19 protein-coding genes are annotated in these 22749 nt (G+C 46.9%); 4 read left to right on the top strand and 15 right to left on the bottom strand.

What is annotated here, in order from left to right; all coding sequences use genetic code 11:
• Nucleotides 1-38: 38 nt before the first annotated feature.
• Nucleotides 39-1838 carry an oligoendopeptidase F gene (gene pepF, locus HP570_RS11815; protein WP_173625894.1) on the bottom strand — a complete coding sequence of 600 codons (1800 nt, stop codon included), beginning with the start codon at nucleotides 1836-1838 and terminating at the stop codon, nucleotides 39-41.
• A 247-nt stretch (nucleotides 1839-2085) separates the two neighbouring features.
• Here pepF and HP570_RS11820 point away from each other — a divergent pair, with 247 nt between their 5' ends.
• Entirely contained in the window at nucleotides 2086-3312 is a 1227-nt protein-coding gene (locus HP570_RS11820) for an aminopeptidase (protein ID WP_173625895.1), read from the top strand.
• Nucleotides 3313-3413: 101 nt separating this feature from the next.
• Here the strand turns inward: HP570_RS11820 and cdaS are convergent, their stop codons facing one another.
• Nucleotides 3414-4028: a sporulation-specific diadenylate cyclase CdaS gene (cdaS, locus tag HP570_RS11825; RefSeq protein ID WP_015890958.1), complete on the bottom strand. Its 615-nt coding sequence runs from the start codon at nucleotides 4026-4028 to the stop codon at nucleotides 3414-3416.
• Nucleotides 4029-4183: 155 nt separating this feature from the next.
• Between cdaS and HP570_RS11830 the strand changes: the two genes are divergently transcribed.
• From HP570_RS11830 to HP570_RS11840, 3 genes are read left to right on the top strand one after another with little or no spacing between them, the layout of a single operon-like run.
• A complete protein-coding gene (locus HP570_RS11830; protein ID WP_173625896.1) occupies nucleotides 4184-5659 on the top strand; it encodes a spore germination protein in 1476 nt (491 codons plus the stop codon).
• A 22-nt stretch (nucleotides 5660-5681) separates the two neighbouring features.
• Nucleotides 5682-6752, top strand: a complete 1071-nt coding sequence (locus HP570_RS11835) for a Ger(x)C family spore germination protein (RefSeq protein ID WP_173625897.1) — start codon at nucleotides 5682-5684, stop codon at nucleotides 6750-6752.
• 21 nt (nucleotides 6753-6773) lie between these two features.
• Entirely contained in the window at nucleotides 6774-7907 is a 1134-nt protein-coding gene (locus tag HP570_RS11840) for a GerAB/ArcD/ProY family transporter (protein WP_173625898.1), read from the top strand.
• Nucleotides 7908-7911: 4 nt separating this feature from the next.
• Here HP570_RS11840 and HP570_RS11845 read toward each other — a convergent pair whose 3' ends face one another.
• The 13 genes from HP570_RS11845 to HP570_RS11905 form a co-directional block, all read right to left on the bottom strand.
• Entirely contained in the window at nucleotides 7912-8676 is a 765-nt protein-coding gene (locus HP570_RS11845) for a LamB/YcsF family protein (RefSeq protein ID WP_173625899.1), read from the bottom strand.
• Nucleotides 8677-8680: 4 nt separating this feature from the next.
• Nucleotides 8681-9688, bottom strand: a complete 1008-nt coding sequence (locus HP570_RS11850) for a 5-oxoprolinase subunit C family protein (protein ID WP_173625900.1) — start codon at nucleotides 9686-9688, stop codon at nucleotides 8681-8683.
• 2 nt (nucleotides 9689-9690) lie between these two features.
• Nucleotides 9691-10437, bottom strand: a complete 747-nt coding sequence (gene pxpB / locus HP570_RS11855) for a 5-oxoprolinase subunit PxpB (RefSeq protein WP_173626145.1) — start codon at nucleotides 10435-10437, stop codon at nucleotides 9691-9693.
• Nucleotides 10438-10468: 31 nt separating this feature from the next.
• A complete protein-coding gene (gene pcp / locus HP570_RS11860) occupies nucleotides 10469-11116 on the bottom strand; it encodes a pyroglutamyl-peptidase I (protein ID WP_173625901.1) in 648 nt (215 codons plus the stop codon).
• Nucleotides 11088-14288: a M14 family metallopeptidase gene (locus tag HP570_RS11865; protein WP_173625902.1), complete on the bottom strand. Its 3201-nt coding sequence runs from the start codon at nucleotides 14286-14288 to the stop codon at nucleotides 11088-11090. Before HP570_RS11865 ends, pcp begins: the two co-directional genes overlap by 29 nt.
• 12 nt (nucleotides 14289-14300) lie before the next feature.
• On the bottom strand, nucleotides 14301-15212 hold the full coding sequence (locus HP570_RS11870; RefSeq protein ID WP_142496063.1) for an ABC transporter permease: 912 nt from the start codon (nucleotides 15210-15212) through the stop codon (nucleotides 14301-14303).
• Nucleotides 15209-16144 carry a nickel ABC transporter permease gene (nikB, locus tag HP570_RS11875; protein ID WP_173625903.1) on the bottom strand — a complete coding sequence of 312 codons (936 nt, stop codon included), beginning with the start codon at nucleotides 16142-16144 and terminating at the stop codon, nucleotides 15209-15211. The genes HP570_RS11870 and nikB overlap by 4 nt, the downstream gene beginning before the upstream one ends.
• Before the next feature lie 71 nt (nucleotides 16145-16215).
• Nucleotides 16216-17796 carry an ABC transporter substrate-binding protein gene (locus HP570_RS11880; RefSeq protein ID WP_015890945.1) on the bottom strand — a complete coding sequence of 527 codons (1581 nt, stop codon included), beginning with the start codon at nucleotides 17794-17796 and terminating at the stop codon, nucleotides 16216-16218.
• 70 nt (nucleotides 17797-17866) lie between these two features.
• On the bottom strand, nucleotides 17867-18853 hold the full coding sequence (locus HP570_RS11885) for an ABC transporter ATP-binding protein (RefSeq protein ID WP_173625904.1): 987 nt from the start codon (nucleotides 18851-18853) through the stop codon (nucleotides 17867-17869).
• 20 nt (nucleotides 18854-18873) lie between these two features.
• A complete protein-coding gene (locus tag HP570_RS11890; RefSeq protein WP_173625905.1) occupies nucleotides 18874-19827 on the bottom strand; it encodes an ABC transporter ATP-binding protein in 954 nt (317 codons plus the stop codon).
• Entirely contained in the window at nucleotides 19827-20618 is a 792-nt protein-coding gene (locus HP570_RS11895) for an IclR family transcriptional regulator (protein WP_254495250.1), read from the bottom strand. Before HP570_RS11895 ends, HP570_RS11890 begins: the two co-directional genes overlap by 1 nt.
• 160 nt (nucleotides 20619-20778) lie before the next feature.
• On the bottom strand, nucleotides 20779-21663 hold the full coding sequence (locus HP570_RS11900) for a YitT family protein (RefSeq protein WP_173625907.1): 885 nt from the start codon (nucleotides 21661-21663) through the stop codon (nucleotides 20779-20781).
• A 101-nt stretch (nucleotides 21664-21764) separates the two neighbouring features.
• The gene (locus HP570_RS11905) at nucleotides 21765-22619 is read right to left on the bottom strand and encodes a DMT family transporter (RefSeq protein WP_173625908.1); all 855 of its coding nucleotides are present in this window, start codon (nucleotides 22617-22619) and stop codon (nucleotides 21765-21767) included.
• Between the last annotated feature and the right edge of the window lie 130 nt (nucleotides 22620-22749).

Raw genomic sequence — 22749 nt, forward strand, 5'->3', positions numbered from 1 at the left:
ACTCCTTGCGATCACAAGCCTTTTCTTCTTATTTCAGGTTAAAATAGTCTTTCCAGCTCGTCAACCAGACTGCCGACGTAGGCAACCGCCTCGCGGATTGGCTGCGGATCTGACATATCCACGCCAGCTTTTTTCATCAGCGCAAGCGGCGTCAGCGTACCTCCGGCTTTGAGCACCTCGATCCAACGATCAACGGCAGGCTGTCCCTCTTGCTTGATGCTCGCTGCCATTGCGGTAGAAGCGGTCAAACCAGCTGCGTACGTGTACGGATACAGCCCCATGTAATAGTGCGGTTGGCGCATCCATGTAAGACTAGCTGCATCGTCCAGATCAACTGCATCCCCCCAGAAGTCTGCGAGCACTTGGCCTTTCCATTCGGAGAGCTGTTTAGCAGTCAATGGTACGTCATTTTGCGCTGCTTCGTACACTTTTCGTTGCATTCTCGCTTCTAGCAGATGCGTGACAAAGTTGTGGTAATACGTATTCATCAATTGCAAAATGACCCAGCGCTTCAGACGAGGATCGTCGGATTGCTCCACGATGTGCTGCGCGAGCAAGAGCTCGTTGAGTGTGGAAGGCGCTTCGATAAAGTACAGCGATGGACGAGAGTTCGTAAAGCTTTGCTCTCTTGTCGCCAGCATAAAATGTCCGCAATGCCCCAGCTCATGAGCCAGCGTGAAAGCACTGCGCATATTTCCCGACCACGTAATGAGAATGTAAGAATGCTTACTGTATGTCGTTGAGCAGAACGCACCTGTCGATTTGCCCACGTTGTCTACGTAGTCAATCCAGCGTTCATTCAGTGCTTTTTCCATAATGGCGGTATATTCAGGCCCCATCACTTGCAAGGATGCCAGTATCTTTTGCCCAGCTTCTTCAATCGTAACTGGCGGGCTGAATTCTGGGTCAAGCGGTGTCTTCAAATCACAAAAGGACAGCTTCGCAAGGCCGAGCTCTTTTGCCTTCAACTTCGCATAGCGTCGCATGTGTGGAGCGAGTTCATTCCCGATGATATCCAGGATGTTGTGATACATATCCAGTGTAACTTGCTGTGGCTTAAGCAGCATGTCCGTTACGGTTTCATAGCCACGCAGACGAGACATGACGGTTTGTCTTTTCACCTCTGACGCGTATACCGCAGCGAAGGAGTTTTGGTAGGAAGCGAGTGTCTTCGAAAAGGATTCGTACGAAGCACGGCGCAGCGTCGTATCGGAAGACATCTCATAATCGGTCTCAAACAGCGCGAAGGATACTGGACGCTCATTTCCCTCGTCATCATGGACGGGTGCAAATGACATGTCGGACAGCTTTCCGCGCAAGTAAATGTTGTATGGTGCACCGAAAACCTCGCCCATCGCCGCAAACGCTTCCTCGGTCTCAGCAGACAGTCGGTACGGCTTTGTTTCCAGCAAATCTTTCAAGCTTTTGCGGAATGTTTCGAGTCCTGGTTCTTCCTTCAAGAAGCTCTCGATTTTTCCTTCAGGCAACGCCAAAATCTCGGAAGGTATAAAAGAAAGGGCAGCGTTTAGCTGGGATACGACATCACCTACCCGTGCTGAGTTCGCTTGGTTTTGTGGATTCGTCCCGTCTTCAGACGACCGCAGTCTGGCATACGTCGCTGCGACACTCGCCCGAACATTGAGCGCCTCATTTGCCTCCAAGCATGCCAACAACGTCTCTCCACTCTTATGCAGCTGGCCTTTGAATGCAGTGACGACAGGCAGATCCTGTATAATTTCTGCTAATTCTTGCTCCCACGCTTCCTGGCTCTCAAACAGATCGTTCAGGTTCCACGTATACTCGACAGCGACTTGATCACGTGTCTGTCTTGTCTTCACTCTGACTGCCTCCTTTAATTCTGCCAATAAAATATTTTTTATGTACTAAAATTGCCTTTTCATTTGAATTTTCCTACAATTAATCAAAATAAACAAGTGGACAACTTGCTCGAAATAGGCCGTAATCTGTCTTTTTCTGCGCTTTCCTAGGAAATTCTTTCAAATGATAAGCAGGTGATTTCGGAGGGGAAGGTTAAATAGATAGAATGCAAGTAAGCCTTTTGTTCTTAAAAGGAGGAAATGAACCATGTCTTTTGAAATCTTGTTTGACCGTTACGCTGATCTCGCAGTAAAAGTCGGCGTCAACGTACAGCCGATGCAAACGTTAGTCGTATCTGCTCCGCTATCTACTGCTCCCTTTGTAAGAAAGGTAGCCAAAAAAGCGTATGAAGCGGGTGCCAAGCACGTTCATATTGATTGGACCGACGATGAACTCACACGGATGAAATATGATTTGGCCCCTGATGAAGCGTTTCGTGAATACCCGCAATGGAAGGTGCAGGGATTAGAGGAAATGGCGGAAAATGGCGCGGCGTTTCTCTACATTTCTGCGGCGAATCCCGATTTGCTGAAGGGAGTAAGTCTTGACCGCATTTCTACGGCTAACAAAACAGCTGGTCAAGCTCTCCATAAATTCCGCAGCTATACCATGTCCGATAAAGTGAGCTGGTGCGTGCTAGCTGTTCCATCACCTGCATGGGCAGCCATGGTCTTCCCGCATTTGCCACAAGAGGAACAGGAGCCAGCCCTGTGGGATGCCATCTTCCGCGCCACTCGCGCAGATATGGATGACCCTGTCCAAGCTTGGCATGACCATCATGCGACATTGAACAGCAAGGTGGATCAACTCAATGCCAAACAATACCGCTATCTCCATTACGAAGCTCCCGGCACCAATTTGACGATTGAGTTGCCTAAAAACCACATTTGGATTGGTGGCGGTGGCGTAAATAAAGACGGCGTCTCCTTCATGGCCAATATGCCGACAGAAGAAGTATTCACTGCGCCGTTAAAAGAAGGCGTCAACGGAACCGTTCGTAGCACCAAGCCCTTGAGCTATCATGGGAATTTGATCGAGAACTTTACGCTGACTTTTGAAAAAGGAAGAATTGTCTCGGCAACTGCTGAAAAGGGAGAAGAGTCCCTGAAGCAATTAATTGAGACAGATGAAGGCTCGCATTATTTGGGTGAAGTGGCGTTGGTTCCTCACCTGTCCCCTATCTCGCAATCAAATATCATTTTCTATAACACGCTCTTTGATGAAAATGCGTCCAACCACTTGGCGATCGGAAACGCTTATAGTGTGAATATTGAAGGTGGCGCTGACATGAGCAATGAGGAACTGGCTAGCCGTGGTATCAATATCAGCCTCACCCACGTCGATTTCATGATCGGCTCCGCCGAGATGAACATTGATGGAGAAACAGCTGACGGCAAGCGTGAACCGTTATTCCGCAACGGAAATTGGGCTTAAATTTAACACGAGAATGACATAGCGAGAGGCTGGATTTCATCATCACCATGACAAATCCAGCCTCTTTTTTCTCGCATACAACCACTTTTCGCAAAGCGCTTTCATGAAGGGGAAATAATCGGATACAAGTGTCCCTGCATGGCAAAGGACGCTTTCCCCGTTTCCTCGGAGACAACAACGATCAACGCATCGCTTTTTTCACTCAAACCCAACGCAGCACGATGTCTGGTTCCCAGCTTCTTTTCCCCTACCACAACCTGAGATAATGGCAATACATTGGCAGCGGACACGATATGATTTTCCCGAATCAGGACGGCCCCATCATGCAAAGGGCTGCCAGGATAAAAGATCGATTCCAGCAAGGAATGGCTCATCGTGGCCTCAATCGGTATGCCTGCTTGCAGCAGCAGATCAAGCGGGTCCTCACGCTCAACGACAATCAATGCTCCTTGGCGCCTTTTGGCCAAGTGCTGAACAGCCTTGGATAAATCCAGATATTTTCCTGTATAGGGTGAGAGATAGCATTGTAAATAAAAAGAGGCTGCTACTGTTTCGAGTCGGCTAAACTTCGTCCGTATTTGATCAAACGTCCCGAGCACACATTCATTTTCGTTTTTTAACGCATGGATGCTCTCATCCAATGTAACGGATATTCCCCTCAGCTCTTGCAGCAATTCCTCCTTCAGCGATGATGTATCACAGTTAACTTCCAGCATATGAACCCCTCAATTTCCATTTCTCTTCACGCTTCGTTCTTTGTTTGATTGTTCCCCTCCCTCTAGGAAATCATTCTATTTCCTAGATGATAATTCCACTGCAAACCGGACATAGTAAAACACAAATGATCAACAGCTTCTGGAGCGAAACCGACATGATAACGGAATGGAATGAGTTTCTTTCCATCGCACAAGACTCGAACGATTTTAAGCATTTCCCCCTACTGAACGAGGAAAGTCCTTTTGTCATTTCGTACTATCAAACCTTGATAAAAACAGAGCTGCTTCAAAAAAATCTCTTGCGTCCCTATCAAGAACGCATAGAAGCAAATGAATCGCTCACGGAACTCCGCCACTTTTCCCGCTTCGTATATGTGGAGGATATTATTTATACAGATGACATACAGACTGTCGTCTCCAAGATCATGACGGGCTACGCTGCTATACAGCCAAAAGACCATTTGCAGTTTTTTGCCCTGATCAATCTGTCCAATCCGACTGAAGGATTGCGGACGGACAACGATACGGAAAACGAGTTTAGTGTTGTTGGACCAAAAGTAGGCTTTGTTGAAAATATCGATATCAACCTGCATCTCATCCGTCAACAAATCAGCACACCAAAATTAATCATTCGAGAGTTAACGTTAGGTACGCTCTCTCATACACGCATCGCCGTTGTTTATTTGTCTGGTATTACAAATCCTCAGCACATTGAAACCGTTCAGCAAAGACTACAGGCGATCGACTTCGATATTATTTTTGATTCATCACAGCTCGATCAGATCATGAGTGACAATTCAAATACGCCTTTTCCATTGTTCCTGTCTACTGAAAGGATTGACCGGGTCATTTATGCGTTAACTCTCGGGCAAATTGTGATTATTTCCAATGCTTCCCCGTATGTCATTACAGGTCCAACTACCATCTTTGATTTCTTCATTTCTCCCGAGGATTATTATTTACCGTGGATCTTATCGTCCTTGTTTCGGTTGATTCGCATTTTTGGGGTGCTTTTTTCGATCTTGATGACACCTGCCTATACGGCGGTTCTCACTTTCCATCTGGAAATGATTCCACAAGACATGCTGGCTCCGATCATTTTATCGAGGAAGTACGTCCCTTTTCCTCCCGTCCTGGAAGTACTATTCTTGGAGCTGACGATCGAATTCTTGCGAGAAGCAGGTGCAAGGCTCCCGACAAAAGTCGGACAGACTCTTGGAATCGTTGGTGGAATCGTCATTGGTCAAGCTTCAGTAGAAGCAGCCTTGACCAGTAATATCTTGCTGATCATTGTTGCTCTGTCGGCACTTGCCTCTTTTACCACCCCCATCTACAAAATGTCAAACACGATCCGTTTCTTGCGCTTCCCGCTCATTATTTTGGCTGGAATTTGGGGCGGGCTTGGAATCGCTATCGGTTTAATGTTCATGCTGACTCATCTGCTTCAACTCAAATCATTAGGAACACCTTACCTGGCTCCGCTTTACCCTTTTCGAAGACGTAGCTTTGCGGACAGCTTCATTCGCTCTTCCTATAGCAGAACGGCCAGAAGGTCTGCTGTTATGCGTGTCATCTCGCAGTGGAGATACGATCCTGACAAGGCGACTCAAAAAAGAGATATGGATGAATAAATGAAGGAGCCATCGAAGAAACATGGTTGCAAAGAGGAAATGGATACTCGTGCTATTGATCGTGATCTTGGCTGGCTGCTCATCGACGCGAATTGTCAGCGAAGTACAATTGATTCATTCACTCGGTCTCGATCTCGAAGACCAAAAAATTAAAGGGGCAGCCATCACTCACATATACGGAAAGGAAAAGACCCAGGTAGAGCTGTTGGAAACAAAAAGCTCGAATTTGTTTACGATCCTCCCTGATTTTAACGCCATCACCCCCTCACAAGTCGAGCTTGGACAGTTGCGCTCCGTCATTGTTGGGAGGAAATATGCTGAAAACGGAGTGGAAACGCTGGTACATACGCTTTGTCGCGATCCCGCTATCGGTTTTCGTCTTCAACTCGCAGTCGCGGAACCAAAAGCATTGACGATTTTGAAAGGCATGCGTCATATGCAAGTTCCTTTTTTCATCTCCGATAGCGTCGCTCAAAATATCAAAACGCTGAATATGCCCAAAACCAACCTGCATATTTTCTTGTTTCATTTATACGGCGAGGGACGTGATCCTTACCTTCCCTATTTCGTGATGCATAATGACAGAGTGAAGCTGGATGGTGTCGCGCTTTTTCGAGATGACAAATTCGTGCATCGCATCAATTCGAAAGAAAGCTTTTTGCTCAAAATCATGGTCGAAAAAGCCAAGAGTGGTCAAATTCCGTTTGAGGTGACGATTAACAATCGAAAAGAATCCGGACTCTTGAAAAATCTGCATTCCCATGCCGTCTTCGATCTCAATACGACTAAGCCTATCCCCAGTATCATGGTAAAGCTCACGGTAAATGGGCAAATCAAAGATTATTCGAAGTGGCTGCAATTATCCAATCCACAAGTTCTCCATCAAATGGAAAAAGAGCTTTCCTCGTACCTGCAAAAGGAGGCGACGAGCTTTGTGAAGCATTTACAGAAGCTTGGAGTTGATCCGGTTGGATTTGGTGATTTCGTTCGTAGTCGAAGCGCGTCATGGAACTACTCCCACTTCAAAAAGATTTATCCACAAATAAAAATCGCAGTGACGGCCTCGATCAAGCTGGAGCAAACGGGTGAGTAATGAAGAACCAGGAGGGATCAGGTGAGTACTTCCATTCGGGAAAGCGCGATGGTTTCACCTTTTTTCGTATTTTTTCTCGTGCATGCCAATATTGTGGGGGTCGGGATACTAGGGTTTCAACGGACAATCGTTACCCATGCCGGATACGATGCCTGGATCTCCCTTCTACTTGCTGGGGCAAGCATCCATCTCATTATTTGGATGCTCTATTTCATGCTGAATGCGGGCAGCCATGACCTGTTCTCCCTTCACGAGCTCTGCTTTGGAAAATGGCTAGGCAAGTTGATGAGCTTTGTCGTATTAATCTACGTCTGGATGGCTGCTTTTCTCATCTTGCGTTCTTACGTCAGTATTGTGAAGCAGTTTATTTTCCCGCTCATGCATACGTGGAGTACGACGCTGATTATTTTGCTCCTCATTTTGTACATTGTCGCTGGTGGTTTTCGTACAGTTACGGGCGTCTGCTTTTTCGGTGTGGTGATTCCGGCGATTTTGATGCTTCCCTTGTTTTTATTCCCTTTCGAATACGCTCACCCAAATAACTTGTTTCCGATGTTTTCGCATAACTTTACCGCCTTATTTGCCTCTGCCAAAGACGCTGTGATCAATTATATGGGCTTTGAATTACTGGTCATCTACTACCCGTTTATCAAGCAAGCAGCCCACTCGCAAAAATGGGCACACGCTGGCGTCCTTTTCAGTACACTCCTGTATGTAGCCGTCGCTATCGTAACATTCCTCATGTTCACCCATGGTGAGCTGGATAAGATTATTTGGCCGACCTTGACCATGCTCAAAATCGTCGAAATTCCGATTTTGCAGCGATTGGAGTTCATTGTGATCTCTCTGTGGCTGTTCGTGATTTTGCCCAACATCTGTCTCAATCTATGGGGGGTTACCCGCGGAATGAAACAGATATTTGGTCTCAGTCAAATCCGCGCCCTTCTGCTTCTCTTACTATCTTTGGCAATGGGTTCCTATCTGCTCGAAGGTACGGCTCCCTTGCTCATGACACTCGATTTTTATGGGAAAGTAAGCATCGTTTTTATTTATGGCTATATCCCGCTGCTGTTCTTATTCTTCCTCCTCTGGGGGAAAAAGCGAGGTACCGCACGATACCAGACTCCCGGTGCGGAAACAGAAAAAGCCCGATAGAGATCTATCGAGCAAAACGTGCTGCGATTGTAATGCCAGCTCCTGACAAAGCTTCACGGATGCTCTGTGCGAACGCCAACGCATTGGCACCGTCGCCGTGAATACAAATGGAATCGGCCTGAATCGGGATATCTACGCCTTGCTGGGTCAGGACACGTCCGTCGCATACCATACGAATGACTTGCTGGAGGGATTGCTGTTGGTCCGAAATGATCGCATTCGGCTGACTGCGCGGTGTCAGTGTACCACCCTGTTGATACGTACGGTCAGCAAAGACTTCGTGCGCCGTGATAAGACCGATTTTTTCCCCTGCACGCGTTAACTCGCTTCCGGCCAAGCCATACAACACTAGTTCCGGATTTACTTTGTAGATAGCCAACGCGATAGACTCAGCCAGAGCAGGTCTTGTAGCTGCCATATTGTACAAGGCCCCATGTGGCTTCACATGATGCATGACGCCCCCTTCTGCCCGAACAAACGCTTGCAGGGCGCCGATTTGGTACACGACTAGATCGTATGCCTCTTCAGGGGAAATCTCCATGTTGCGGCGACCAAAGCCGACCAAATCAGCGAATCCGGGATGGGCACCGATTGCCACACCTGCCTTCAAAGCCATTTGCACTGTTTTTCTCATCGTCGCAGGATCGCCAGCGTGGTAACCACATGCCACATTTGCAGAGGTGATATAGGACAAAATTTCTTGATCGTTGCCCAACTGATAGGTGCCAAAGCTCTCTCCCATATCACAGTTTAGATCTACTGTTTTCATCTTTTTACCTCCATCCCACGATTACTTCTATAACAAGCTTGATCGCCTTCATCCATGAATCCCTCTCGATAAGCTCCTTTTGAGCATCGCGCAGAGAAATTTCTTGAAAGTGGATCTTTTCGCCTGGCCGCAACTGGGCGACGATCGGCAAATCTATCGTTGGCACATAGCCTATCTTCGGATAACCGCCAATGGTTTGTCTGTCTGCCATCAGGATAATAGGTTGACCGTTTGGCGGAACCTGTATCGTACCAATGGTGACCGCAGCCGAGATCAGCTCCATTGACTGCGTAAGTTCAAGCGCCGGTCCTGTTAAACGATACCCCATCCTGTCTGATTGAGGAGACACTTGATAGGTTTGTTCGAAAAAGCTTTGACGACTCTTTTCCGAAAAATCTGCGAATTGCTCGCCTTGGATCACCCGTACAACCACTTCTCCATTTTTTACAGACGTACTTGAAGGAATAAACCAATTCGCTTGGTAGAAGGGAGCTGCTCCTACCTTTTTTTCCAATTGGTTAGCGAGAAATTGGCTGAATGAACCTGGAGGGCTTTGAACTAGCTTATCTCCTGCCGCAAGCATTCTACCCGCAAAGCCTCCGAAGCCTCCACGGAGATTCGTACTACGACTTCCCATCACAAGTGGCACATCCCATCCGCCTGCGACTGCGAGATAGGCGCGACAGCCTTCCTTGGCCAGACCAAACTTCAAGATGCTTCCACTCCTGATCCAGACTGCTCGATTGGGCAAGACGGATCTATCATTGATCGTGACTTTGAAGTCACCACCACAAATGGCTATGAGCATGTCCTTATGAAACAATAAGCTAGGACCTCTTATTGTCAGCTCCAGAACCGCATCCGTTTGTTGATTGCCAACTAACATGTTCGCAATCTGTACAGCTTGCCTATCCATCCCCCCACTGACACTAACCCCAACCTGCTGAAAGCCAAATCTACCTGTATCTTGAACGGTCGTGCAAAGTCCTGGAGTAATCACCTCTATACTCACTATTACACCTTCTCCCCGTTTTCGTATTCCCGCTCGGAGATAGGACGGAAGCGAACTTTATCACCAGCGCACAAGAGACTTGGAGAACTTTCACCTGCCTGAAATAAGCGCAGTGGTGTTCTTCCGATAATTTGCCATCCACCTGGGCTCTCTATCGAATAAATACCTGTTTGCAATCCTCCGATCCCTACACTCCCCATCGGAATAGATAGTCGTGGCGAGGAACGTCGCGGTGTTGCTAGTCGCTCATCCATTCCACCGAGATACGGAAAGCCGGGAGCAAATCCGATCATGTACACCAGGTACTCTGTTGTCGAATGGATCGAAATTACTTCCTCTATACTCAGACCATTTTGTTTGGCGACTACCTCCAGATCTGGACCAAAGCTCCCACCATAACAAACCGGGATTTCGACCAGTCTGTACTCTTTAGAATGAGTGCTGGAGATTTGCTGCGACATTTGCTCAAGAATAGCAACGGCACGATCGTATGGCAAAATATCATCAAGTGGATCGAACAGAGTAATCGGATCGTAATAGACTGTAACAGTCGTAAAGCCAGGTACAGATTCGATCATCCCGGGGAAAGGATGCTCCTGTAGGTATTCAGAGAATAGGATGACCTTCTCATGGGTAGGTTGATCGATAACCTCTCCTAGTTTGACCATGACACCCGAGTCCCCAAGAGGAGAGAATTCATATCTAGGCAACGTTTTTCCCTCCATTTTCGAATATCGGCACTGCCACATGAATGGAAGGGAGGAGGGTTTCTCCTCCTGCTCAGCTAATTTGTCCGCCTTCCATGACAATATCCCGGTCATGAGATATCGTCGTCTCGATTGCCAATCGCAAGCCTTTTACAATTGTTTCCAATGCCATACTTGGCTGATCTGCTTGCCTTGCTGCCTGTTCAGGCAAATAAGGGATATGGATGAACCCTCCGCGTACGGAAGCTTTTTTCTCAGCAAGGTAATGCATCAATCCATAAAAAAGATGGTTGCACACATAGGTACCCGCCGTCTGCGATATGGAAGCCGGAATTCCTTTTTGTTTTAACTCATGGACAATCGCTTTGATTGGCAATGTAGACCAGTAGCCAGTAGGACCGTTTTCCCTGATCGGTGTATCAATCGGCTGATTTCCTTCATTATCCGGGATTCGAGCGTCATTAACGTTAATCGCTACACGCTCAACCGCAATATCTCCTCGTCCACCTGCTTGACCGATACATAACACGATGTCCGGTTTCGTTTCTTCTATCGCTGCATACAGATGTTCGATAGATTTTTCAAAAACGGTAGGAATTTGGCGTAGCTCTACTTTATACAAATCAGACTCGATTTTTCCCAGTTCTTTTACCGATTCCCAAGCAGGGTTAACTATTTCTCCACCAAAAGGATCAAACCCTGTTACTAAAATGGTCTTCATAATTGTCTCCTCCGATCCGCATCGGTCTCATTCGTGAGAGTCGAATATGGTCTTGTCCATACTGTCGCGAAACACGCCGTGGGCTAGATGCCACACACTCCATGACAGCACGATTGAAAATCTTATGCGTTTCGATGCAATCTCGCAACGCTCCTCCCGCGACCGTCTCATCAGCCGCTTCCGTTATTAAATCAAGCGTCACCCATTCAGGAAAACGAGAGAGCAAGGAAGGAGAGGTTCTGTTCGGCTTTGTAGGCCAACGATAAAACAAGAAATCTTGATCAGTAGGCAATGGGAAAATGGCGGGCTCCCAGTTATGTCCATACCGAATGTAGCGGTCAATAAAGCGTTTATTTTTGTTCCACAGACGCGGATGATGTCTCAGCCATTCCTCGGCTGCCTTTTGAATCGTATCAAGAGCGACAGCATGCTGAGGATAGTCAGATCGGTCCATCTCGCGGCCAATTCCGTAAAAGAGTGAGATCGGCATCCAATAAGATACAGGGAATCTCGGCGGGCTATTGTACCCAGCGAATGGTTGTGTCCATTCATGCGAAGGAATTCCGTGATCATCAATAATCACATCCGGTATCCAGCGATAAAACAGGTGGGGAACTACCCGCGATTCGCCAAAAACACTCGGCTGAAAACGGTGATTGGTATACTCTAATCCCACGGCATTATAACGGGCAGCATGATGCTTCCAAAATGGATTATCTTTGACGAGCTCTTGATGAAGTGCGACCCCATCCGGATTGGCAAATGGAATCACGACCAGATTGAAACGAGTAAGCCAATCCCTTTTTTCGGTTATGAGCTCTGCCACCAGCTCACGTGCAGCAGGCATACTGGAAACCTCGTTTGGATGATGTCCGGTTTCGAGCAAAATGGTTGGTTTATACAAAGATAGCTTGTGAGTTGATACGTATTCGGAAATCCGGGGTGCTGTTACCTCCACTGCAAAAATCGGCCGTCCTTCAAACGATTTCTCTACTTCCCAGATATGCACAGACGGATGTGTAACCAGCTCTGCCCATTCGCCCATATCTGGCTGATGGTTTCGATGTAGAAAAGGAAGCTTCCGTTCTTCGATGCTGCTACTCTTTTCGTTCGTTCTCAGGATGCGTGCTTTTACAGGAGCAGATTGCTCTGCCTCGAAGTATAAATGAGTCGTTTTAATAGAGAAAGCTTGTTCTTCTTTATATTCTTTTACGCGAATGGTTGCCACTGGAGAGCTTGCTGGTTTGACCTTTACAAATGGTCGCACCGCCCCAGGAGAATTCCACGCCACTCCCGTTTTTCTTTCACCCAAATACGCATAGTAGTCCAGCGTATAAAAATAAATATCTTCATGCAACGCTTCTAACGACGATATTGTTTCTTCGTCGATGTCTAGCCGTTCTTCCTGTTCACTCATCGTGACGTTTACCTCTATCGAATGAAAGAGCGGACTGTTTCCTTGATACGGTTCATTTTGTTTACATAACAATCCTTCCGTCAACTCAGGTAAAAACTGCTGCGTATAGAATTGCCAAAACCTCTCTCGATCCGTCGGAACCAAGAATTGTTCTTTTGTTGTTCCATAGGAGAAGAAGAGTCCTGACGTAGTTGGATAAGCTCGACTTTGCTCGTCGGCATACGTCACTGTGGATACAGGTACATCCAAATTCCATGTACCTAAGTGCGCAAGCCCGACTCCCCAAGCCTCGACTCGGTAAGTAGTCGGTAGGTTCTCATCCATCACGAATGATACTTGCGACAAGGACAAGCCCAATTCTTTTTCCAACAACTGATCAACCGGGTATAATTCTTGAAGCCATCGATGAGAAAGCTCCATTCCGCCTTCTCTTTCTTCTCGTTGGAAAGAGATCAACATTCGTTCTACACGTTCCCCTGTACGTACAAGAGACGGCAAGATCGTTTCTTTTATCCAGCACAAACCTGGTTTAAAAGCAGAGTGAATATGTACCGTATTATCGTGATCCGGAAGCAGCTCCGTGATTGCGTTCTTCCAGCATCGCTCCAACGCACGTCGAATCTCTTTTGGTTCTGACAAAAACGCAGTGACCGCGAGCGGAGAAGATAAGCGCCCGGCCGTCTCCTTTTGACTAACAATCGCGATCAACTGCTCATGAAACAACTGTTCTATCTCATTTCGTTCGCCCTGGTCTTTCCAGGTTTTCTCTAAAAATAACGGGAATTCCTTCCCTTTTTGCTCGTCTGATTCTTCCCATGCACCAAAAGTACCCCCGAGTCGGTGCGGAGTGGCCGTCCCGAAATAATCAAGCGCCGCAACAATCGCTTGTCCTCCCCCTGAAAGCTGGATGACCCTTGTTGTCTTTTCTTTAGGGTCTGGGATTACCTCGACCACTCCACTTGCTAGAGGTGCTTCACCATTCATGTGTAAGGAAAAAGTGAGCTCCGCAATCCGATTTGCTTCTCCTGTGAGCGGGAAATGTATCCCGGTCGAGGCTAGACCAATCCGAGCTGCAAAGCGGGCGGCAGACATAACCGCCTCTGCAGTTTGGAGCCCTGTAAAAAATACATCTGTCCGACTCGTTAAATCCGTACGCCCTGCTTGATAGAACCCTGCCGTTGTCCAAAGCTCTGTCAGACTATCAAGTGGAGTTGGTCTCTCTACGATAGGGCTTCCCTCATGCGAGCTCATCAGTGCATACTGAGGTAGCGCAATTTGACAGACAGGTGAAGCATCCGCACAAACATACAGGTGAACTTCATGTAAAGAACAACGAATCCTTTCAATGTCACCGAGCGAAGCCGTTGCAGGTGCTGCATCTGTCCAATATGCCGCCATCCAGCGCAGTAATCGGCTAAGACTCTCTTCGCTTCCACCAACGAAAGCAATTCGATTGTTCCCTGGATCGAGAGTGCATGACGCATCATCCACGTCGCAGGATGGCTCGATACATACTGTGCAAAGCCATTCATCGCTTTTCGTGTTGCTAGCAACCATCGGTGAATCTTCCATACGAATGGAGGGCAGATCCAGCTCACTTGTTTCCAGGCCTAATCGGGCACAAAAATCAATGAATCCTTCTACGACGATTCCCGTTTGAAAACAGAAGGAAACAGACAACGAATCAGCTACACCGTCATTGTTTCGGTCCGCAACTAACCCTTTCGTTGTAAAAATATCACCTAGCCCTCTCATTGGTTAGCCCCCTTACACGCGCAGATTTGGATCTAGCTCATCACGCAGCCAATCGCCCAGCAGGTTAATTCCAAACACCGTAATCATAATGGCGATGCCAGGGAAAGTAGCAACCCACCATGCCGTCTCCAGATAGTTGCGACCGTCTGCCAGCATGCCGCCCCATGTAGGAATCGAAGGGTCTACACCCAATCCAATAAACGTCAACGATGCTTCCAACAAAATGTTGGTGGCTACATTTAACGTTGCCAATACGATGATTGAAGAAGAAACGTTTGGCAGGACATGTTTTCTGATGATCCGTAAATTCGTAGCCCCGATTGCTTTGGCAGCCTGGACGTATTCCATTTCTTTTACACTCATGACCTGTCCTCGAACCAGTCGTGCAAAGCCTACCCAGTTACTGATCCCCAGAACAAGGATGAGCTTCCATAGACCTGCCCCAAAGACCGTCATGACGATAATCGCAAACAAAATGAAAGGGAATGCCAGCTGTACATCTGCCAAGCGCATTAGCAGATCATCTACCCAGCGCCCGTAAAAGCCTGCGATGAGGCCCAGAATCACCCCGATAACTAAGGAAATCAGTACGGATACGACACCAACCAATAACGATATTTGCGCTCCGTAAATAATTCGGCTCAGTAAGTCACGTCCTACCTGATCCGTACCCAGCAAATGCTCGGATTTCCCCGTATCGTCCATCCACGAGGGAGCAACCAACCGTGCACGCAAATCAGCTTTATCAGGAGTGGATGGCGCAATTACCGGTGCAAAAAGTGCGGATACGACGGCAAGCATAAGCAAGAACATCCCCGTCATTGCCCACGGATTTCGAGCGAATCTTCTGCCCATCTTGCTCCATTTTCCACGTTTTTTGATTGGTAGATTGGTCTGATTGTTTGGAACCGTCGCTGTCGTCATTCGCTTTTTCCTCCTCCCTGCCTAATACGTGGATCAATAAAGCCATAACTGAGATCAACCAACAAATTCACGAAGATCATCAAAAAAGACAAGATAATGACAGAGCCTTGAATCACGGGAAAGTCACGTTGCGATATCGCATCAATCAGCATACGCCCGATACCTGGCCATGAAAAAACTTGCTCAATAATCACGGTACCGCCCAACAACGTACCAAATTGCAATCCAATAAAGGTTACCGTTGGGATTAATGCGTTTCGCAAGCCATGCTTGATGATGACAAGCCATTCCTTGATCCCTTTGGAACGGGCCGTATTGATATATTGCTGATTCATTACCTCCAGCATGGAAGAGCGTACTAATCGAGCCAAAATTCCTGACAAGATGAGTCCGAGTGCGACGGAAGGCAGAACCAAATACTCCAGACCTTCATAACCAGAAGCAGGAAACCAGCCCAGCTTAACGGCAAATATGATGATTAACATAATCCCTAACCAAAAGTTAGGAAAAGAGATTCCTAGCAATGAAAAAATGCGTCCGAAAAAGTCAGCTACGCTGCCTCTGTAAACAGCGGAAATGATCCCTACTGGAATCGCAATCAACAGAGCGACAAACATTCCCCCGAAGGCAAGCAGCAAAGTTGCTCCCATCTTCTCCTTCATCATGTCGATCACGCTCTCACCCGTTCGGAACGAGGTGCCAAAGTTGCCGGTAAACATATCTTTTAAATAAAGCCCGAACTGTACATAAACGGGCTCGTCCAGACCGAGATTTTTCCGAAGCTCAGTAATTGCCTCTTTGGTAGGCTCTCCTGCTTGAAACATGATCGATACTGGGTCACCAGTCATTCGCACCAGGACAAAAATGACAAGAGTAATAGCAAGAACGACAAAAACACTATGTAGTAGACGTCTAATTAAAAAGGCTGCCATCCCGCTCCTCCTTTATCAAAAATGAAGGGAATAGAAGAGACATCTTCTACTCCCCCTGTTCAAAACTTTCCTTATTCAACCGATGCTTCGCGCAAATCGATACGTTCATCTGTCGGAGGTTGGAAGCCTTTTACTCGTTTGTTTACTGCCCACAGGTTGATCGTTTGATAGAGCGGTACATCTGGGACTAGCTCATACAGGCGTTGATTCAGCTCTTTAAATGCTGCCATACGCTTTTCTTGGTCAAACGTGGAGCGTTCTGTTTTCAAGAGCTCCTCTACTTTTTCGTCATAGAAATCAGGGTTCCAGAACTCGCCTTTGTGATACATCAGATAGGCAGTATTATCAAAGTCGAGCGTCCATCCACCCCAGCCATTCCGGTACATATGTCCTGCTTTTCCTTTCGGGATGAGGTCAGAAGTAAATGTGGAGGCGTCCACCAGATTCAGCTTCACCTTGAGACCGACTTGGCCTAATTGCATTTCGATCGCTTGTGCTACCTCTTTAAACGTAGCATCTGTACCCGGGAGGAAGAGATCAAGCTCAGTTCCTTCCTTCACACCTGCTTCTGCGAGCAGTTGTTTTGCTTTTTCTGGATCATAATTACGTAATGGCAGGTTAGGATCATAGCCGAAAGACATATCGCTTTGGAAGGAATTGACGCGCTTACCATATCCGCCGAGCAGCGTTTCGATAATCAAGTCTGCATCAATCGCGTAAGCAATCGCTTCACGGACTTTTACATTGTCAACTGGCTTCATCGATGTATTAAATCGAATCGAATAAACGGTTGGCGACCCGACTTGCATCAGTTCAAGATCAGACATGCCCTTGATGGATTCTGTTTGGCTAATCTCGACTTTTTTCATAATGTCGATCGCACCTGTTTGCATTTCAGCTAGACGTGTAGTTGCTTCTGGAATAAAACGGAACGTTACTTTTTCCAGCTTCGGTTGACCTTGCTTCCAATAGCTTTCGTTTTTCACCAGTACAACCTTGTTATCTTTTTCATAGCTATCCATTTTGAAAGGACCCGTACCTACTGGATGCGTGTTAAAGTACTCGTCCCCTTTTTCCTTGTAATACTTAGGCGGAACGATCACTCCGCCATAACCTGCCAGCTTTGTAAGGAGTACAGGATCTTTTTCCTTGAGAATCATGTTGACTGTAAACTCGTCTACCACTTCTACACGGTCAATCGAAGCATAGTTCGCTTGCTGTGGTCCTTTTTTCCCTTCTTCACCAAGCAGGCGATCAAATGTAAATTTCACTGCTTCCGCGTTGAATGGCTCGCCGTTGTGGAAGGTCACTCCTTTACGAAGTTTAAACTGAAGCGTCTTGTCATCCTTGAACTCCCACGATTCAGCGAGTCCTGGCTGGATTTTCAAGTCAGTGGTACGCTCGACTAAGCCTTCAAATACAGAGGTTGCTACCGTACTCCAATCAAGTAAAAACGTATCAATCGGATCCCAAGAGTGCGGATCTCCATTCACACCAAGTGTAAGTTCATTTTTTGCCGGAGCTTGCGCTTCTGTCTTCGATTGCGGATTTGCCTGTGTGCTTGTGTCTGCCGACTTACCCGAACATCCGCCCAAAGCAGCAGCTAGCAAGAGTAATGCGGAGCAAGTGGTTATACCTACCTTCTTTTTCAAAACAAGTCCCCCTTTTTTCTTTACGTTCTGGCATTCATGTTGAAAAAAATATGATAGCCGTCATTTGTTCCTATTGGTTATACAAATGACAGGCAACATATCGACCATCGCCCATCGATTGAAATTCGGGCTTGTCCGTTTTGCAAATTTCCATACAATCCGGACAACGCGTATGGAACGTGCAGCCACTCGGAGGGTTCGCTGGACTCGGTACATCTCCAGTCAAGATGATGCGCTCTCGCTTCGTTTTTGGCTTGGCAATCGGAACTGCGGACAGTAATGAGCGCGTATAAGGATGCAGCGGCTCTTCATATAGTGCATTTTTGGGTGCCAACTCAACCATCCGTCCCAAATACATCACGCCGATCCTGTCGCAAAAATGCTTCACGACACTCAAGTTGTGAGAGATGAATATGTAAGTGAGTCCGTATTGCTTTTGCAAATCTCTCATCAGGTTCAATACTTGTGATTGAATCGATACATCGAGCGCAGATACTGGCTCATCTGCCACGATCAGCTTGGGATTAAGCGCTAGCGCACGTGCAATGCCGATCCGCTGTCGCTGACCACCACTAAACTCATGGGGAAAACGTTCGGAATTTTCTGGTTTCAGACCGACAACCCGCATCAATTCCGCTACTTTTTCCTTGCGTTCTTTTGACGTTTCATACAGTTCGAATATGATCATCGGCTCTTCAATGATCTCCCCAACTGTCATTCGCGGATTGAGGGAGGCAAACGGGTCTTGGAAAATGATTTGCAAATCCTTTCGCTTCATCCTCATCTCATTTGGGGAAAGGGCCGCTAAATTCTCTCCTTGAAAAATCACTTCGCCACCTGTAGGCTCGAGCAATCGTAGAATGGCTCTGCCTGTGGTTGACTTCCCGCAACCGGATTCACCTACAATTCCGAGCGTCTCCCCCGTTGCAACCGTAAAAGAGAGATCGTCAACAGCTTTGACGTGATTCGTTACCTTCTTCATGAATCCACTGCGAATCGGAAAGTATTTTTTTAACCCTCTCACCTCAAGCAAGGGAGTAGATTCTGATTTTTCCAAAAGATTCACATCCTTTACGCTTACTCATACAGCCAGCATCTGCTTTTTGTACCATCATTCAAATCGAATAACGGTGGAGCTTGCTCGTAGCATTTGTCAAAAGCCTTCTGGCATCGTTCAGCAAAACGGCATCCTGGGGGCATCTGACCTGGACTGGGAACGGTCCCGCCAATCGTAAACAAGTACTCCTGTTCTGTGTCCATATCCGGGATCGAGCCCAACAAACCAACCGTGTACGGATGCTTTGGAGTGGCAAATAGCTTTTCTACCTCGGCTTCCTCGACGACTTGCCCTGCATACATGACAACCACCCGATCACACATCTCTGCTACCACACCAAGATCGTGCGTGATCAGCATAATGGTCATCTCGCTCTTCTGCTGTAGCTCTCTCATCAGGTCAAGAATCTGCGCCTGAATGGTCACGTCGAGTGCGGTCGTAGGCTCGTCTGCAACCAATAGAGATGGACTACAGGACATCGCCATCGCGATCATCACACGCTGCCTCATCCCGCCAGATAGCTGATGCGGATACTCATCAACGATTTCTTCCGCTCTCGGAATCCCGACCAGCTTCAGCATTTGGATCGCGTGCTCTTTGGCTTGTTTTTTGTTCATATTTGTATGATTCAAGACGAGCTCCATGATCTGCGCCCCGATTGTATAAACCGGATTGAGTGAGGTCATCGGTTCTTGAAAAATCATCGCGATCTCTTTTCCCCGTACCTTCCTCATCTGATCCTTGGAAAAGGCAACCAGATTTTCACCGTTGTACAGGATCTCTCCTCCAGTGATTCGCGCGGTTCTCGGCAGAAGTCCCATGATGGATAGTGAGGTGACACTTTTCCCACAACCCGACTCCCCTACTACTCCAATCGTCTCACCTTTGTTGATTTGAAAACTAACGCCATCCAAAACGGTAATTTCTCCATTATCGGTTCGGAATCTCGTCTGAAGATTTTTGATTTCCAGCATCAAAGTCCCGCCTTTGCATCTGAATAGCCCAGCTTGCTCATGATTTGATTCGCTACCGCTTTTGTCTCCTGTACCAAATATTCCAATCGATCTGGCTGAAAGCGTGATGTAGCTCCAGCCAAGCTCAAGCCAGCTATTACTTGTCCCGTAAAATCTCGAATAGGTACAGCAATTGCTGCGGAATCCGGCTCCAATTCACCGTAGCTGACTGTGTAGCCGTTTTCACGTGCATCGTGAATCCATTGCCATAGCACATCTTTGTTTGTATTTGTTTCTGGTGATATTTTTCTCATGTCTACCCGGTTCAATAATTCTTCGATCTCATGATCCGGTAAAAATGAGAGCAAAATGCGCGGGCATGCCCCTGCGTACAACGGTGATTTTCTACCTACCTGCGTATATACACGAACATACTGGCGGGTATCGACTTTTTCGATGTAAACCCCTTCGTCTTGATCACGAATAATCAGGTTGACTGCCTCATCCACCGTATCTCGTAGCTGAAGCATATACGGGAGTGCGATCTTCCTGATCTCGAGCCGTTGGGCAACAATGTTCCCAAACTCCAGCAGCTTCAATCCCAATTGGTATTTAGGCGGATTATGAGTGGTCGTTTTGGAAACGAAGCCGCGCATTTCGAGCGTCTGAAGAATTCGAAACACCGTACTCTTTGGCATATCTGACAACTCGACAAGCTCAGCCAGGCTTAATTCACTGTTTTGGATAAAATATTCGAGAAACTCTAGCGTTTTTAACACACTTCGGTTTGCCGTTTTTTCTGTTTTGTCCATTTTCATCACCATTCAACTGTCCCAAAATACGGAACGTTATTTTGTATTTTGGCATGACGTAATATTAAATGAATTCAGTTATTTCCGTCAATACATTTTTACCCCTTAGCAATCAGGTCGTTCTACCTACCTGGCTCAGGGGTAATTTGTACGTAAGTTTTTAATGAATATTTTTCTTCTTAAACCGTCCACCAGAAACATCGTGAATATGACCGATTGCCAAAAATGCAGAGGAATCGATTTCCTCCACGATGGATTTCAGCTTCGCTTCTTCCAACCGGGTGATGACACAGAAGATGACTTTTTTGACGTCTCCTGAGTAGCCACCTTCCCCATTCAAATAAGTAATTCCCCTCCCCAGTCTCGCCGTTAACGCATCGCCAATTTCGGCTGGATAATCACTGATGATCCATACCGATCTGGATTGTTCGAGTCCGACCATCGTAATATCGATCATTTTATAAGCGATATAGTAAGCAATTAACGAGTACATGGCCCGGTCCCATCCAAAAATGAAGCCGGCACTGCCTAGAATAAAAATGTTAAAAAACATGACCATTTCGCCGACCGAAAACGGACTTTTCCTCGTCATCAGGATCGCAACAATTTCCGTTCCATCCAAGGAACCGCCCGCGCGAATGACAAGTCCCACACCGATTCCGATGATGATCCCACCAAAAACAGCAGAGAGAAGCAAATCGTCCGTCAAGCTCGGAACATGATGGAGGTAACTCGTCCCCAACGACATCACGACGACACCGAATAGCGTAGAGACGGCAAAGGTCTTGCCAATTTGCTTGTAGCCAACAAGTAAAAAGGGCAGGTTCAGCAGGAATAAAAATAAGCCGAGTGGGCCTCCCGTCAGCTTTGAGACCATAATGGAAACGCCGGTAACACCACCGTCAATGATGTTATTTGGAACCAGAAAGATTTCCAGTCCGACTGCCACCAACAAGGCCCCAATGATGATTCCTAGAGTTCTTACTGCGATTCTTCTTTTTTTCTTCCGCTTATGAGTGATCGGAGCAATTGCTTTTGCATCCATTTTGATCATCCTTAGCCGTTATTTTCTTACCCCTTCATCTTTCCCAGGTAGTAAAAAAAATAGCCAGCCAGGAATTCTCCCAACCGACTCTGTATCATCCTTTAGCCCCAAACCGCAATGGAAATAATGCCAATCGTGATCATCAACGACATAGACAGACGCCATATGCGTTGTCGCTCCTTTAACAAGAAGACCCCTAGGAGCGTACCAAAAACCGTACTTACCTCACGAATGGGCGCAATAGCTGCCAGCGGTGCCAATGTCATGGCAAACAAAAACAATAAATACGAACCTGGTGACAGGATGGCACCGAGTACAATCGTTCGCCAGTTTTTTTGCCACTCACGGCGGATGAGTCCCTTCTTCCAAACGAAGCCCCCAGCGACAATCAGACAGGCAAAGTTCGTTATTTCCAATAAAGCGAATGGAGATAATTGTTGGACGATTTGTTTGTCGGTTAACGTGTACCCTGTAATGCATAGTCCAACAGCAACAGCGTATCGCAGGGCGAGCGGATTCACTGGTTGTGCCTGACGATTTGGCCCTATCATCCCGCTAATGGCGAAGACTCCGATCACGATGCAAATGACCCCCAGCCATCCTGGTACCGATAAATACTCTTGAAAGAAAATGGCGCTAAAAAACGGAATGAGAAGCGTCCCCGTTCCCCTCATGATGGGGTAAACCTGTGAGATATCCCCGTATGTATACGCCTTTGAAATCAATAAGGTATAGCATCCTTGAAAGAAAAAGGACATAGACAGAAAAAGAACCAAAGACCATGTCAGTTGTACGTGCATCAATTCCCAAAGGAGAACAGGCAAGAGGATCACGGTTGTTGGCAAGGTAATCAACCAAAGAAACGCCATTTTGTTCTCACTTTTTTTCGTGAACAGGTTCCAGACTGCGTGCGCAAGACCTGACGATAATACGAGCAGAATCGAAATCGATAGCATGTGTGCCCCTTCTCTCTCATGTTGTACAAACACAACTAAAGGCAATCAAATACATTGCGTTTAGTTGCTTTTTATTCGACGTGTACAGTATACACCCAGTCCCCGGAAAAATTAAGCATTGTTTCTGCTA

This window comes from Brevibacillus sp. RS1.1 (assembly GCF_013284365.1).
Classification (GTDB): Bacteria; Bacillota; Bacilli; order Brevibacillales; family Brevibacillaceae; genus Brevibacillus; species Brevibacillus brevis_D.

Excerpts from the sequence above, each read along its gene's own strand:
- pxpB (WP_173626145.1), bottom strand. The coding sequence starts at position 10,437 with ATGTGGCAGTGCCGATATTCGAAAATGGAGGGAAAAACGTTGCCTAGA.
- HP570_RS11835 (WP_173625897.1), top strand. The coding sequence starts at position 5,682 with ATGGTTGCAAAGAGGAAATGGATACTCGTGCTATTGATCGTGATCTTG.
- pcp (WP_173625901.1), bottom strand. The coding sequence starts at position 11,116 with ATGAAGACCATTTTAGTAACAGGGTTTGATCCTTTTGGTGGAGAAATA.
- cdaS (WP_015890958.1), bottom strand. The coding sequence starts at position 4,028 with ATGCTGGAAGTTAACTGTGATACATCATCGCTGAAGGAGGAATTGCTG.
- HP570_RS11830 (WP_173625896.1), top strand. The coding sequence starts at position 4,184 with ATGATAACGGAATGGAATGAGTTTCTTTCCATCGCACAAGACTCGAAC.
- HP570_RS11820 (WP_173625895.1), top strand. The coding sequence starts at position 2,086 with ATGTCTTTTGAAATCTTGTTTGACCGTTACGCTGATCTCGCAGTAAAA.
- HP570_RS11865 (WP_173625902.1), bottom strand. The coding sequence starts at position 14,288 with ATGAGAGGGCTAGGTGATATTTTTACAACGAAAGGGTTAGTTGCGGAC.
- HP570_RS11905 (WP_173625908.1), bottom strand. The coding sequence starts at position 22,619 with ATGCTATCGATTTCGATTCTGCTCGTATTATCGTCAGGTCTTGCGCAC.
- HP570_RS11900 (WP_173625907.1), bottom strand. The coding sequence starts at position 21,663 with ATGGATGCAAAAGCAATTGCTCCGATCACTCATAAGCGGAAGAAAAAA.
- nikB (WP_173625903.1), bottom strand. The coding sequence starts at position 16,144 with ATGGCAGCCTTTTTAATTAGACGTCTACTACATAGTGTTTTTGTCGTT.
- HP570_RS11890 (WP_173625905.1), bottom strand. The coding sequence starts at position 19,827 with ATGCTGGAAATCAAAAATCTTCAGACGAGATTCCGAACCGATAATGGA.
- HP570_RS11895 (WP_254495250.1), bottom strand. The coding sequence starts at position 20,618 with ATGGACAAAACAGAAAAAACGGCAAACCGAAGTGTGTTAAAAACGCTA.
- HP570_RS11845 (WP_173625899.1), bottom strand. The coding sequence starts at position 8,676 with ATGAAAACAGTAGATCTAAACTGTGATATGGGAGAGAGCTTTGGCACC.
- HP570_RS11870 (WP_142496063.1), bottom strand. The coding sequence starts at position 15,212 with ATGACGACAGCGACGGTTCCAAACAATCAGACCAATCTACCAATCAAA.